The sequence below is a fragment of the Jiangella muralis genome, assembly GCF_001270745.1.
GTDB lineage: Bacteria > Actinomycetota > Actinomycetes > Jiangellales > Jiangellaceae > Jiangella > Jiangella muralis.
Genome location: NZ_LFXL01000010.1, coordinates 124,382 through 137,978, shown reverse-complemented (window position 1 = coordinate 137,978; position 13,597 = coordinate 124,382). Strand labels below are relative to the sequence as shown.

Below are 13,597 nucleotides of genomic sequence, written 5' to 3'. Positions count from 1 at the left end.
ACACGCCGAGCGTAGCGTACCTATGCGAAGTTGCGACACGTTCACACTGCATGTCGCCATGATCGTCGATGGTTCCTTGCGGCAACCGTTTGCGTCACGTAGCGTCCCTGGGCATGGCTGCTCCGTCAACCACTCCGAACCGTCCCGCCCCCGGCCCGGACGCCCCGCTGCGGCTCGGCGTCGTCGGCAACGGCAACCGCGGGATCATCGCGAAGACCGCCGCCGACCTGGACCCGTCGTCGCAGGTCGTCGCCGCCTGCGACCCGCTGCCGCGGGCCCGTGACCGCGCCGCCGAGCGGTTCGGCCCCGGCGTCGTGGCCACCGCGACCGTCGACGAGCTGATCGGCGTCGGCGTCGACGCCGCGTTCGTCACCTCGCCGGACCACCTGCACGCCGAGCACGCGTGCGCGCTGCTCGAGGCCGGGGTCGCGGTGTTCGTCGACAAGCCGCTGGCGATCACCGTCGAGCAGGCCGACCAGATCCTCGCCACCGCGCGGCGCACCGGCAGCCGCCTGTACGTCGGCCACAACATGCGGCACATGCCGGTCATCAAGCTGCTGCGCGAGCTGATCGCGTCCGGCCGGATCGGCGAGGTCAAGGCGATCTGGTGCCGCTACTTCGTCGGCGACGGCGGCGACCGGTTCTTCAAGGACTGGCACGCCGAGCGGTCCAAGGTGAACTCGCTGCTGCTGCAGAAGGGCGCGCACGACATCGACGTCATCCACTGGCTGGCCGGCGGGCACGCCAGCCGGGTCAGCGCGATGGGCGGGCTGACGGTGTACGGCCAGGTCACCGACCGGACGGACCGGACCGGGCAGGTCGTCACCGAGTGGCTGGACCGCGAGCGCAACTGGCCGCCGCTGGCGCAGACCGGGCTGAACCCGGTGATCGACGTCGAGGACCTCTCGATGATGACGATGGCGCTGGACAACGGCGTGTACGCCACCTACTCCGAGTGCCACTACACGCCGGACTACTGGCGCAACTACACGGTCATCGGCACCGAGGGCCGGCTGGAGAACTTCGGCCTCGGCCCGGGCGGCGTCGTGCGGCTGTGGAACCGGCGCACCGAGTTCGCGCCCGACGGCGACGAGACGTTCCCGATCCCGGACGCGCCCGGCGGGCACCACGGCGCCGACCCGGCACTGCTGAGCGAGTTCCTCCGGTTCGTCCGTGAGGGCGGGGCGACGCAGACCTCGCCGGTGGACGCACGGGCCGCGGTCGCCGCGGCGGCGACGGCCACGACGTCGCTGCGCTCGGGCGGCGGCGCGCTGGACGTGCCGCCGCTGGACGCCGAGGTGCGGGCCTGGTTCGACGCCGGGCAGCCGGCATGAGCGCCCAGGTCGGCGCGCAGCTGTACTCGCTGCGCGACGCCGGCGACCGGGCCGGCGCGTTCGCCGCGCTGGCCGCGGCCGGCATCGACGCCGTCGAGCCGTACGACCTGAGCGACGTGCCCGGCCTGCGCGCCGACGCCGACCGGCACGGCCTCGCGATCCCGAGCGTCCACGCCCGCGACACGGATCCCGCCACGCTGGACCGGGTGGCCGCGCTGGGCGCGCACACGCTGGTGATCCCGCGCTCGGAGCCGGAGGACTGGGCCGACGCCGACGGCATCCGCCGCGTCGGGGCCCGGCTGGCCGCGTGGCAGCAGCAGGCCGCCCGCGCCGGGCTCGCGCTGGCCTACCACAACCACTACTGGGAGCTGGCCACGCTGCCGGACGGGCAGCACGGCCTCGACCTGCTGGCCGCGTCGACGCCGCCGGAGGTCGGCTTCCAGGTGGACCTCTACTGGGCGCACGTCGGCGGCGCGGACGTCGCGGCGCTGCTCGGGCGGCTCGGCGACCGCGTCCGCTCCCTGCACGTGAAGGACGGGCCGGGCGACGTCGCCGCCGACCAGGTCGAGCTGGGCCACGGCACGCTGCCGGTGGCCGCCGTCCTGGCCGCCGCCCCACCCGGTGCCGCGCGGATCCTGGAGATCGACCGTTGCGCCGGCCCGGTGCTGGACCTGCTGGCCCGCAACCGGGCGGCGCTGGCCCGGCTCGACGAGGCGGTGGCGGCGTGAGCGCGCGCGTCGGCATCGGCGTCGTCGGCTGCGGCACCATCAGCCGGACCTATCTCGAGAACCTGCCCCGCATTCCCGGCTTCGACGTCGTGGCCTGCGGCGACCTGGACGTCGAGCGGGCACGGGCGGCGGCGGACGCGGCCGGCGTGCCGCACGCGGGTGGCCCGGAGGACGTCATCGGCCGCCCGGACGTCGACATCGTCGTCAACCTGACAGTCCCCGCCGCGCACGCCGAGATCGGCGTCGCGGCGCTCCGGGCCGGGCAGCACGTCTACGGCGAGAAGCCGCTGGCGCGGTCGCGGGCCGAGGCGGACCTCCTGCTCAGCGCCGCGCGGCAGGCCGGGCGGCGCGTCGGCAGCGCGCCCGACACCTTCCTCGGCGCCGGGGTGCAGACCGCGCTGCGGCTGGTGCGCTCCGGCGCGATCGGCCGGCCGGTGTCGGCCATCGCCTGCTTCCAGGACCCCGGGCCGGACCGCTGGCACCCGGCGCCGGAGTTCCTGTTCGCGTCCGGCGCCGGTGCGCTGCTGGACATGGGCCCGTACTACCTGACGGCCCTGACGGTGCTGCTCGGGCCGGTGCGGCGGGTCGCCGCCATGGAGCGCGAGGGCCCGGCCGAACGGGTCGTCGTCAGCGGCCCGCGGGCCGGCACGCGGTTCGCCGCCGAGGTGCCGACGCACACCACGGCCGTGCTGGAGCTGGCCTCCGGCGCCGTCGCTACGACCGTCTTCAGTTTCGACTCGCCGCGCAAACGGCACGGTTTCCTGGAGATCGGCGGCACCGAGGCCACGTTGCGGCTGCCCGACCCCAACCGCTTCGACGGCCCGCTGCGGCTCTGTCCGGCCGGTACCGACGACTGGCGGGAGGTGCCCACCGAAGGCGCCCGCCTGGGCCGCGGGCTGGGTGTCGCGGAGCTGGCCGAGGCCATCGCGGCGGACCGCCCGCACCGGGCGAACGCCGAGGTCGCGGCGCATGTGCTGGACGTCGCGGCGGCCGTGACGGAGTCCGGGGCGCAGCGCCGCTTCGTCGACGTCACGTCGGACTTCGCGACGCAGGAGCCGCTCGATCCGGCCTGGGCGCCGGGGGAGGGTGACGCGGCCCCGAACCGGCCGCTGTTGCAATGAAACAGCAAGCTGTTGCTATTGCGGCAACCGCTTGCGGTCGGTAGGTTCTCCCCAACGCTTCCGCGACCGGCGTTCCTGATCTGAGTGAACGCCCAACTCGCCGCGGCGCCGCGAACGGCGTCAACGCCCTGGTGGGCGACCGACCTGCTGAATGCACCGGACATGTGAGGAGTTGCCGATGTCGGCAGAACAGATCGTGGTCTCGCGCAGGATGTTGCTGAAGGCCGGTGGCGGCTTTGCGGCCGCCTTCGCGGTCTTCGGCACCGCCGCGTGCTCGGGTGGTGACGACGAGTCGCCCAACCCGTTCGGGTCGGCCGGCGGCGACCCGGACGTGCTGGAGTCGCCGATGCTGACCGAGCGGGTCGACGCCGGCGAGCTGCCCGCGCTGGCCGAGCGGCTGCCGTCCACCCCGATGGTGGTGGAGCCGTGGGACAGCGTCGGCCGGTTCGGCGGCAACCTGCGCCGCGCGCAGACCACGCCGACGCACGACGGCGCGCTGCAGTCCTTCGCCAGCGTCGGACTGATCGAGTGGAACAAGGACGCCGACGGCTCGCAGCCCAGCCTGGCGGAGAGCTTCGAGAAGTCGCCTGACAACCGCACCTACACGTTCGTGCTGCGCGAGGGCCTCAAGTGGTCCGACGGCGCGCCGTTCACGTCCGCGGACCTCAAGTTCACCGTCGACCACGTGCTCAACCACGACGTGCTGTTCCCGTCGCCGGCGTTCTGGTTCTCCGACGCCGGCCAGACCCGGCCGACCATCGAGACGCCGGACGAGCTGACCGTGATCATCAACTTCACCCAGCCGTTCGCGCTGTTCGAGAAGTTCCTGTGTCATCCCGGCGTGAGCTTCCAGTTCATCAAGCCCAAGCACTACATGGAGCAGTTCCACGCCGACCTCGCCGACCCCGCCACCGTCGCGGCAGCGGCCAGCGCGGCCGGGTTCGACACCTGGGACCAGTACTTCTTCGACCGGGACAACTGGTGGACCAACGTCGAGCGGCCGGTCATGGGCGCGTTCCTGGTCACCAGCCCGGCCAACGCGCAGAGCGGCACCGCGGCGCTGGAGCGCAACCCGTTCTACTACAAGACCGACCCCGACGGCCGGCAGCTGCCCTACATCGACACCATGCAGATCCAGGTGCTCGACCAGGACGCGCTGGACCTGCGCGCGGCCAACGGCGACCTCGACTTCCAGGGCTTCTACCTCGGCTACAACTCCACCCAGGTGTACCTGCAGAACGCCGAGCAGAAGGCGTTCGAGGTGCTGCGCTGGCAGCCGTCGGCCGGCCTGATGGCGATCTGCCCGAACCTCTCGCACGCCGACCCGGTGCTGCGCGAGCTGTTCGGCGACGTCCGGTTCCGGGCCGCGCTCTCGCACGCCGTCAACCGCGAGGAGATGAACGAGACCCTGCTCGGCGGGCTCGGCGTCATCCGGCACCCGATCGCCACCGAGTCCTCCGACTACTACGTCGAGGGCAGCGGCGAGCGGTTCATCGAGTACGACGTCGACGAGGCGAACCGGCTGCTCGACGAGATCGGGCTGACCCAGCGCAACGGTGACGGCACCCGGCTGCGCGCCGACGGCGTCGCGCTGGAGTTCGTCATCACCTACCTCGACTTCGACGCCGGGCTGGCCCCGACCGACGTGTTCGAGATGGTCCGCAAGCACTGGGCCGAGGTCGGCATCAAGGTCGTCAGCCGGCCGGTCGACCAGACCTTGTACACCGAGATCCGGATGGCCAACGACTTCGACTTCGACGGCGTCGCGCACCCGTCCGACGACTTCGACCTCGAGCCGGTCTGGTTCGTCCCGACCGCCGACAACAGCCACACCGCGCCGGCCTTCGGCAAGTGGTACTCGACCTCCGGCGCCGAGGGCGCCCAGCCGTCCCCGGAGTTCCAGCAGCTGATGGACACCTGGGACGCGATGCGCACCGCCGACTCCGACGACGGCCGGATCGAGGCCGGTCGGGCGATCATGCAGCAGCATGACGAGAACGTCTACGCGATCGGGTTGGTCGGGCTGCCGTTCCAGCCGGTCATCGTGAAGACCGCGCTGAAGAACGTGCGCGGCGACGAGCCGAAGCTGTCCTTCTACTACGGCCGTGAGGGGATCTCCAAGCCGGAGCAGCTCTACTTCGCCGAGTGACGAAAGGACTCTCGCCCTGATGTGGCGCTTCATAGCGATGCGGGTCCTGCATGTGATCCCGACTCTGATCGCGATCTCGATGATCGCGTTCTTCATCATCCAGTTGCCTCCCGGCGACTTCCTCAGCACCCAGGTGGCCCGGCTCGAGGCCGCCGGGCAGAGCGTCGACCCGGCGCAGATGGAGGCGTTGCGGGATCGCTACGGGATCGGTGACCCGTTCTGGGTGCAGTACGTCAAGTGGATCAGCAACATCGTGCTGCACGGCGACTTCGGGTTGTCGTTCCAGTTCCAGCAGCCGGTGTCGACGCTGATCGCGGACCGGCTGCCGCTCACCCTGGCGCTGGGCATCGCCACACTGATGTTCACCTGGGCGATCGCGCTGCCGGCCGGCATCTACTCGGCGATCAAGCAGCACACCTGGGGCGACTACACCATCTCCGGCATCGGGTTCGTGGCGCTGGCGGTGCCGCAGTTCCTCGCGGCGCTGGTGCTGGCGTACCTCGGGTTCGCGCTGTTCGACCAGAGCGTGGGCGGGATGTTCTCACCGGAGTACGTGAACGCGCCGTGGGGCGTCGGGAAGTTCGTCGACCTGCTCGGCCACCTGTGGATCCCGGTGGTGGTGATCGGCCTCGCCGGCACCGCCGGGATCATCCGGGTGACCCGGGCGAACATGCTGGACGAGCTGAACAAGCCGTACGTCATCACGGCGCGGGCGAAGGGGCTGTCCGAGGGCAGGCTGGTGACGAAGTACCCGGTGCGCATCGCGATGAACCCGTTCATCTCCACCGCCGGCTGGCACCTGCCGTCACTGTTCGACGGCGAGATCATCGTGGCGCAGGTGCTGGCCCTGGGCACCATCGGGCCGCTGCTGCTGGAGGCGCTGAAGTCGCAGGACATGTACCTCGCCGGCGGCATCATCCTCATCATCGCGGTGTTGACGGTCATCGGCACGCTGATCTCGGACCTGCTGCTGGCCGCCATCGACCCGCGCGTGCGATTCGGGAAGGCGTGAGGCCGATGAGCACCGACCAACTGCCCAGCCAGGACGTCGAGACGCCCGGCACCCCGGAGGCCGAGACCGGCCGCGACACCGCCGACGTCAGCGTCGCGTCGCAACGCCAGCTGATCTGGTGGCGGTTCCGCCGGCACAAGCTGGCCATGGCCGGCCTGTGGGTGATGATCGCGATGTACGTCGTGACGGTCTTCGCCGGGTTCTTCGCCCCGTTCTCGAAGGACACCACCAGCGCCGACCACGCCTACCAGCCGCCGCAGCTGCCCAGCTTCTCCTTCTCCGAGGGGTTCTACGTCCACCCGACCACCGGGTCGACCGACCCGGAGACGCTGGCCCGGGTGTTCGAGGAGGACACCAGCCGGGTGGTCAACCTCGGCTTCTTCGTCCGCGGCGACGAGTACTCGCTGCTCGGCGTGATCGACACCAACATCCACCTGTTCGGGCCGACCGAGGCGGGGGAGCGGTTCTACCTGCTCGGCGCCGACCGCACCGGCGGCGACCTGCTGTCGAAGATCATCTACGGCGCGCAGATCTCGCTCTCGCTCGGCCTCGCCGGGGTGGCGATATCCCTGGTGCTGGGGTTGGTGCTGGGCGGCATCTCCGGCTACTTCGGCGGCTGGATCGACTCGGTCATCCAGCGCATCATCGAGCTGATCATGTCGATCCCGACACTGCCGCTGTGGCTCGGCCTCGCCGCCGCCATCCCGCCGCAGTGGGGCCCCACCCGCACCTACTTCATGATCACCATCATCCTGTCGCTGCTCGGCTGGACCAGCCTGGCCCGGGTCATCCGCGGCCGGCTGCTGCAGACCCGCACCGAGGACTACGTGCTGGCGGCGAAGCTGGACGGCGTGCACACGCGGCGGATCATCTCGCGGCACATGCTGCCGTCGTTCCTGTCGCACATCATCGCGACGGTCAGCCTCGCGGTGCCGGCGATGATCCTCGCCGAGACGTCGCTGTCGTTCCTCGGCCTCGGGCTGCGGGCGCCGGCGGTCTCGTGGGGCGTGCTGCTGCAGGACGCGCAGAGCGTGCAGGTGGTGGCGACGGCGCCGTGGCTGCTGCTGCCCGGTCTCGCGGTCGTGGTGGCGGTGGTGGCGTTCAACTTCGTCGGCGACGGGTTGCGTGACTCCGCCGATCCGTACGGAAGGAAGACGACGTGAGCTGGCGACGCCGGAACCTGGAGCGGGATGCCGCTCGCGAGATCGCCGCGGCCACCGTCGACGACGACCGGCCGATGGACCCGGGCGCGCTCCTGGAGCTGCAGAACCTGTGCACGACGTTCCACACCGACGAGGGCGCCGTGCACGCCGTCGACGACGTGTCGCTGCGGATCCGCCGCGGCTCCACCACGTGCATCGTCGGCGAGTCCGGCTCGGGCAAGTCGGCCACCGCGCGGTCGATCATCCAGGTGGTCGACCACCCGGGCCGGGTCGACTCCGGCCGGGTGCTGTATCGCCCGTCGCCCGACGGCGCCGTCGTCGACCTCGCCGCACTGGACGCCACCGGCCCGGGCATCCGGTCGATCCGCGGCCGCGACATCGGCCTGGTGTTCCAGGAGCCGATGTCGTCGCTGAGCCCGGTGCACACCATCGGCGACCAGATCGGCGAGCTGCTCGAACTGCACGAGCGGCTGTCGCCGTCGGCCGCCCGCGAGCGGGTGATCGACGACCTGCGCCGGGTCGGCATCCCGCGGCCGGAGGAGCGGTTCGGCGCGTACACGTTCCAGCTCTCCGGCGGCATGCGGCAACGGGCGATGATCGCGATGGCGCTGGTCTGCCGTCCGTCGCTGCTGATCGCGGACGAGCCGACCACCGCGCTCGACGTCACCACCCAGGCGCAGATCCTCGACCTGCTGGCCGAGCTGAAGCAGTCGCTGGGGATGACGCTGATGTTCATCACCCACGACCTCGGTGTGGTCGCCGAGATCGCCGACGACGTCGTCGTCATGCGGCACGGCAAGGTGGTCGAGCAGGGCCCGGTCGACCAGATCTTCCACGACCCGCAGCACGAGTACACCCAGGAGCTGCTGGCCGCGCTGCCGCAGCGCGGCGCCGTCACGGTGACCGAGCCGGAGCCGGCCGCCGCCGAGCCCGAGCGGCCGCTGCTGCGGATCGAGGACCTGGAGATGACGTTCGAGGCCGCGGCCGGCACGCTGTTCGGCCGCCGCCGCACCGAGCGGGTCAACGCCGTCGACAAGGTCACGCTGGACATCCCGGAGGGCAGCACCGTCGGGTTGGTCGGCGAGTCCGGCTGCGGCAAGACGACGCTGGGCCGGTGCGTGCTGCGCGCGTACCGCCCGACGGCGGGCAAGCTGCTGTACTCCGGCGCCGACGGCCGCGTCACCGACCTCGCCCGGCTGAGCGAGAAGGAGCTGCTGCCGTACCGCCGGCAGGTCCGGATGGTCTTCCAGGACCCGTACGGCTCGCTCAACCCGCGCATGACGGTCCGCCAGGTCATCGGCGAGCCGCTGCGCGTCGCGGGGCTGGCGTCCGGGTCGGAGCTGGACGGCCGGGTCGAGGCCATGCTGGAGCGGGTCGGGCTGAAGCGCGCGATGGCCGGCCGGTATCCGCACGCGTTCTCCGGCGGCGAGCGGCAGCGCATCGGCATCGCCCGTGCGCTGATCACCGAGCCGCGGCTGGTCGTCGCCGACGAGGCGGTGTCGGCGCTGGACGTGTCGGTGCGCACGCAGATCCTGGAGCTGCTGGCCGAGCTGCAGGGCGACCTCGGCCTCACCTACCTGTTCATCTCGCACGACCTGTCGGTGGTGGAGCGGATCTGCGATCAGGTCGCGGTGATGTACTTCGGCGTCATGGTCGAACAGGGGCCGGCCGAGCAGGTGTTCGCCGACCCGCAGCACGGGTACACGCGGGCGCTGCTGTCGGCGGTGCCGGTGGCCGACCCGCGGGAGCGCGGCACTCGCTCGCGCGTCGCCTACGAACCAGAACCCGTGGCCTGACCCCCGTTGATCTTGGAGTTATCGCGCCGCCTACCGGACATTTCGCCCGGTGACTGCGCGATAACTCCAAGATCAACTCCAGGAGGGGTGGGCGTCGCCGAGCGCGATGAGCAGGTCGCGGGCCAGCTTCTGGTGCCCCTCGGGGCCCGGGTGCAGCCCGTCCACCAGTAGCGCGAGCGCGTCGTCGCCGTCCGCCGTCCACGTCTTGTGGTGGTCGACGAGGTAGCTGCCGGTCGCGGCGGCCACCTCGCGGACGGCGTCGGCGTAGGCGTCGAGGTGCGGGGCCTGCTCCTGCGTCGGCGCCACCGCCGGCGGCGTCTGCAGGACGACGGCCGCGCCGGCCGCCTGGATGCGCCGCACGACGTCGGTGTACTCGCGGCTGAAGGCCGCCCGCCCGCCCGGCCCGTCGTTGGCGTCGTTGCTGCCCAGCCCGATGATCACGACGTGCGGCGCGTGCCGCAGCACCGACGTCTCCAGCGCGTCGCGCAGCCTCGGCACCCGCCAGCCGCTGACCGCCGTGTTCAGCACGGTGTCGTCGCGGCGGCCTAGCCAGTAGCGGACCCGCTCGGCGAACAGGTCGGCGTAGCCGCGGTGCACGCCGGTCCACTTCGCCGCGGCGACGATGCTGTCGCCGGTGAACAGCCAGTCCACCGGGGTGCCGCCGGCCAGCGCGGTGCGGGCGTCGAGCGTCATGGAACCTCCTTGAGCCGGGTGCCGAGCAGGTCGTGCAGCCGCCGCCCGGGGGCCCGCGCGGCCAGCCCGGGCAGCACCCCCTGCCACGCGCCGCTGCCGTCGTCGTGCAGCCGGGTGGTCAGGATGCGGTCGAGGTCGACCACCGGCCCGGATACCGTCACGTCGGCGATGCGCGGATCGGCGGCCGCGGCCAGCATCGCATGGTGCGCTCCGAGCCCGGCGGCGTGGAGGTGCACCGGCCGGTCCGGGCCGATCCCCGGGAACTCGGCGCGCACCCGCGGGTCGCCCAGCACGACGTCGATGGCCCGCGTGACGTCGAACGCGCGGGCCGCGGCCAGGCTGTCGTCCAGCCAGAGCAGGTCGCTGAGCAGCTTGTACATGGTGCTGTCGTGGCTACGCGGGGACCGGCCGGAGCGGTCGCGAGGGAGCAGTGCGCCCTGCCCGCGCACGTCGAGCACCAGCAGCGGCCCGCCGACGCGGTCGTCGCGGGCCGCTCTGGTCAGCACCGGATGGTCGGTGGTGAGCTCGGTGGTGCCGTCGTGCAACAGGACGAGGCGCAGGCCCGGGCGGGCGTTGGTCGTGCCGGGCAGCAGGACGCCGGCGCCCCACAGGTCGGACTCGGCGCGCCAGAACCCGTGCCAGCTGCCGGCCGGTCCGGGCAGCCAGCGGACGCCGGGAGCGGCAGGCACGTCACGGCCGAGGGTGACGCGCTCGCGCAGCCAGGCCTCCAGATCGTCGTCGCCGCCGGCCCGGTAGTCCGCGGCGGTGAGGTCGTGCAGGTAGGCGGAGTCGCCGCCCAACTGTCCCGTGGGCGTGCAGGCGAGGGCGGACGGCGCCAGCGTGGCGGGTTCCGACTCGTCGTCAGGCTCCGGCAGGCCGAAGGCGGCGCAGAAGAACCGGGTGGCCGCCGCTGCCAGCTCCGGCGCGTATCGATGTGTGGTCGGCGTGGTGACCAGGGTGAGCGCGTCGGGTGCGCCGCTGAGTTCGTAGCTGCGGCGGGCTCGCGCCACGGTTTCCCTGGTGCCCTCGATCGGGAAGAAGTCGTACTCCGCCGCCAGCACCGTCACCGGCCGCGGCGCGGCGGCGGCCAGCAGGTCGGCGTGGTCGACGCCGTGCTCGGTGCCGCCGAGCAGGATCTGCTCCGCGTCCTGGTGCTGCCCGCCGTCGAGGTACCGTCCGCGCGAGGTGACGAACGTGGCCGGCGCGGCCGCGGCGATCCGTCGTTCCACAGCGGTGGCCACGGTGGTCAGCCAGCCGCCGCCGCTGTTGCCGGTCAGGCCGATGCGCTGCCCGTCCACGCCGGGCAGGGTCTCGAGCAGGTCGATCGCCCGGCGCACCTCGTGCACGAACCAGCGCGCGGGGGACTGGCCCAGCCACCACGACTGCAGGCCGGCGTACGTGTGCTCGGCGGTGCCGGCGTTGACGACCGGCCGGCCGTCGGCGTCGAGGTAGCCGAGCCGTTCCCCCTGGCCGAACGGGTCGAGCGCCAGCACGACGAGACCGGCCCGGGCCAGCCGGGCGCACACCGCCTGGTACTGCGGATACGCCTTCGCCTCGTCGGCGTGGCCACACACGAACACGACGGCCGGAGTGTCACCCCGCCCGGCCGGGAGGGCCCCCACCCTACGGGCGGGCGCCGACAACGTCGCGTCGTCGCTGGGTGCTGCCAACGTCGCATCGTCGGGGGTTGCCGGCAGCGTCGCGTCTTCGGGGGTTGCCGGCAGCGTCGCGTCGTGGGCGGGACGGTAGAGGTTGGCGGTCGCGTGGACGCCGGGCGCGGTCTCGATGATCAGCCGCTCGATGCTGTACCCCGCATCGTCCGGCACGCCGGGGACCACGCCGCACCAGCGCACCGGCGGCGCCGTCCGGTCCGACGGCGGCAGGCCGCCGAGGCCACGCAGCACCGCCGCCCGCACCCGCTCGGTCTCGCGCCGCACCTCGTCCACCGAGGCCACCTCGCCGGCCGCCTCCCACTCGGCCAGCCGGCGGCGCGTGCGCCGCTCGACGTGGCGCTGGAGGTCCAGCGCGGCGTCCACGTAGCCGTCCAGGTTGGGTGCGAAGCCGAGTGGTGTGGAAGTCACCGCAGCACACTATCGCAATCGGTTGTCTCGCTGTGAACTGCCCTTTTGCTTCCCAGACTGCAAGATTGCCTTGACACTTGCAGTCGAACCTTGCAAGGCTCGGGGACCATGACCCGCTATGCCATCGCCGGACTGTCCAACCGCGGGGTCGCGAGCTTCGTGCGGCCCATCCTCGGCTCGCTGGGCGGCGCGGACACCGCGCTCGGCTACGGCGAGAACACCGAGAACTACTCCGAGCACGCCGACGTCGTCGCGGTGGTCGACCCGGACGAGGCGCGGGTGACGGCGTTCAACGAGTCGCTGCTGCCGCCGGGGCACGTGCCGCTGGCGTGGTACGCGCCGGATGACTTCGACCGCATGGTCGACGAGGCGCGGCCGGACGTCGTCGTGGTGGCGTCGCCGGACCACACGCACGCCGCCTACGTGCTGGCCGCGCTGCGCCGCGACGTCGACGTCATCGTGGAGAAGCCGATGGTCACGACGGCCGCCGACGCCGCCGCCGTGCTGGCCGCGGAGCAGGCGTCGAAGGCGACGGTGCGGGTCACCCACAACCTGCGCTACACGCTGCGCCACCGCACCATCAAGCGGCTCATCCTCGACGGCGCCATCGGCCGGCCGACGCACGTCAGCCTCGACTACCACGTCGACATCCGGCACGGCGCCAGCTTCTTCTTGCGCTGGAACCGGCGCCGCGAGCTGTCCGGTGGCCTGTCGGTGCACAAGAGCACGCATCACCTGGACCTCGTGTCGTGGTGGCTCGACGACGTGCCGGAGCGGGTGTTCGCGGTCGGCGGCCGGCACTACTACGGCCCGGACAGCCCGCACCGTCCGCGTGACGAGAACGGCCGGCCGCTCACCGGCGCCGCGTTGCGCGACAACGACCCGTACTACCAGGCCCAGCTGGGCAGCAACACCTTCCCCGACGGCGCCGCCGCCGACCGCGTCGGCCTGTTCGGGCTGTCCTACGGCCACCAGTACCCGGCCGGCCAGGACATGTACCTGTACGACGACGAGATCGACGTCGAGGACACCTACAACGCGCTGGTCGCGTACCGCGGCGGCATCGCGCTGTCCTACACGATCGACTTCTCGTCGCCGTGGGAGGGCTACCGGGTCGCGATCAACGGCACCCACGGGCAGATCGAGACCCTGCACAGCCGGCTGCCCGGCGGCGGCGCGCTGCCCGGGTCGGACGACATCACCTACCGGCCGCTGTTCGGCGAGGCGCAGACGATCGAGGTCGCCACCGTCGCCGGCGGCCACGAGGGCGCCGACCCGATGCTGCGGCACGACCTGTTCGCCGGGCCGAGCCGGGAGTCGCTGGAGCTGGCGCTGCCGGCCGACTCCGCCGACGGCGCTCGCGCGGTGGCGACCGGCGAGGCGATCTGGCGCTCCATCGCCACCCGGGACATCGTCGACGTCGACGCGCTGCTCACGCCGCCGGCGTAGCGGACATGGATCAGGTGACCAACTCGCGCCGCTGAGGGCTGGTTGGTCACCTGATCGGGGGACGATCGTCG

The 13,597-nt window shown here is 72.2% G+C and carries 10 protein-coding genes; 8 read left to right on the top strand and 2 right to left on the bottom strand.

Annotated features, from left to right (window positions below; translation table 11 throughout):
- Window positions 1-113: 113 nt before the first annotated feature.
- From ACW62_RS18770 to ACW62_RS18740, 7 genes are all read left to right on the top strand, one after another.
- Window positions 114-1,334, top strand: a complete 1,221-nt coding sequence (locus tag ACW62_RS18770; protein WP_053205638.1) for a Gfo/Idh/MocA family protein — start codon at window positions 114-116, stop codon at window positions 1,332-1,334.
- Window positions 1,331-2,062 (top strand): sugar phosphate isomerase/epimerase family protein, encoded by a 732-nt coding sequence (locus ACW62_RS18765; protein ID WP_053205637.1) that lies wholly within the window; start codon window positions 1,331-1,333, stop codon window positions 2,060-2,062. Before ACW62_RS18770 ends, ACW62_RS18765 begins: the two co-directional genes overlap by 4 nt.
- On the top strand, window positions 2,059-3,183 hold the full coding sequence (locus tag ACW62_RS18760) for a Gfo/Idh/MocA family protein (RefSeq protein WP_053205636.1): 1,125 nt from the start codon (window positions 2,059-2,061) through the stop codon (window positions 3,181-3,183). Before ACW62_RS18765 ends, ACW62_RS18760 begins: the two co-directional genes overlap by 4 nt.
- A gap of 178 nt (window positions 3,184-3,361) precedes the next feature.
- Complete coding sequence (locus ACW62_RS18755) at window positions 3,362-5,332, top strand: ABC transporter substrate-binding protein (protein ID WP_053205635.1); 1,971 nt, start codon at window positions 3,362-3,364, stop codon at window positions 5,330-5,332.
- A gap of 19 nt (window positions 5,333-5,351) precedes the next feature.
- Entirely contained in the window at window positions 5,352-6,344 is a 993-nt protein-coding gene (locus ACW62_RS18750) for an ABC transporter permease (RefSeq protein WP_053205634.1), read from the top strand.
- A gap of 5 nt (window positions 6,345-6,349) precedes the next feature.
- Window positions 6,350-7,507, top strand: coding sequence for an ABC transporter permease (locus ACW62_RS18745; RefSeq protein ID WP_053205633.1), 1,158 nt, complete (start codon window positions 6,350-6,352; stop codon window positions 7,505-7,507).
- 74 nt (window positions 7,508-7,581) lie between these two features.
- Window positions 7,582-9,303, top strand: a complete 1,722-nt coding sequence (locus tag ACW62_RS18740; RefSeq protein WP_053205903.1) for an ABC transporter ATP-binding protein — start codon at window positions 7,582-7,584, stop codon at window positions 9,301-9,303.
- Between the two features lie 72 nt (window positions 9,304-9,375).
- On the opposite strand, the gene ACW62_RS18735 is transcribed toward ACW62_RS18740, so the two are convergent.
- Window positions 9,376-9,996, bottom strand: a complete 621-nt coding sequence (locus ACW62_RS18735) for an SGNH/GDSL hydrolase family protein (RefSeq protein WP_053205632.1) — start codon at window positions 9,994-9,996, stop codon at window positions 9,376-9,378.
- Window positions 9,993-12,077: an acetylxylan esterase gene (locus ACW62_RS18730; protein WP_053205631.1), complete on the bottom strand. Its 2,085-nt coding sequence runs from the start codon at window positions 12,075-12,077 to the stop codon at window positions 9,993-9,995. The genes ACW62_RS18735 and ACW62_RS18730 overlap by 4 nt, the downstream gene beginning before the upstream one ends.
- 108 nt (window positions 12,078-12,185) lie before the next feature.
- Between ACW62_RS18730 and ACW62_RS18725 the strand changes: the two genes are divergently transcribed.
- Window positions 12,186-13,526, top strand: coding sequence for a Gfo/Idh/MocA family oxidoreductase (locus ACW62_RS18725; protein WP_053205630.1), 1,341 nt, complete (start codon window positions 12,186-12,188; stop codon window positions 13,524-13,526).
- Window positions 13,527-13,597 lie beyond the last annotated feature (71 nt).

Excerpts from the sequence above, each read along its gene's own strand:
- ACW62_RS18770 (WP_053205638.1), top strand. The coding sequence starts at position 114 with ATGGCTGCTCCGTCAACCACTCCGAACCGTCCCGCCCCCGGCCCGGAC.
- ACW62_RS18765 (WP_053205637.1), top strand. The coding sequence starts at position 1,331 with ATGAGCGCCCAGGTCGGCGCGCAGCTGTACTCGCTGCGCGACGCCGGC.
- ACW62_RS18755 (WP_053205635.1), top strand. The coding sequence starts at position 3,362 with ATGTCGGCAGAACAGATCGTGGTCTCGCGCAGGATGTTGCTGAAGGCC.
- ACW62_RS18750 (WP_053205634.1), top strand. The coding sequence starts at position 5,352 with ATGTGGCGCTTCATAGCGATGCGGGTCCTGCATGTGATCCCGACTCTG.
- ACW62_RS18745 (WP_053205633.1), top strand. The coding sequence starts at position 6,350 with ATGAGCACCGACCAACTGCCCAGCCAGGACGTCGAGACGCCCGGCACC.
- ACW62_RS18740 (WP_053205903.1), top strand. The coding sequence starts at position 7,582 with ATGGACCCGGGCGCGCTCCTGGAGCTGCAGAACCTGTGCACGACGTTC.
- ACW62_RS18735 (WP_053205632.1), bottom strand. The coding sequence starts at position 9,996 with ATGACGCTCGACGCCCGCACCGCGCTGGCCGGCGGCACCCCGGTGGAC.
- ACW62_RS18725 (WP_053205630.1), top strand. The coding sequence starts at position 12,186 with ATGACCCGCTATGCCATCGCCGGACTGTCCAACCGCGGGGTCGCGAGC.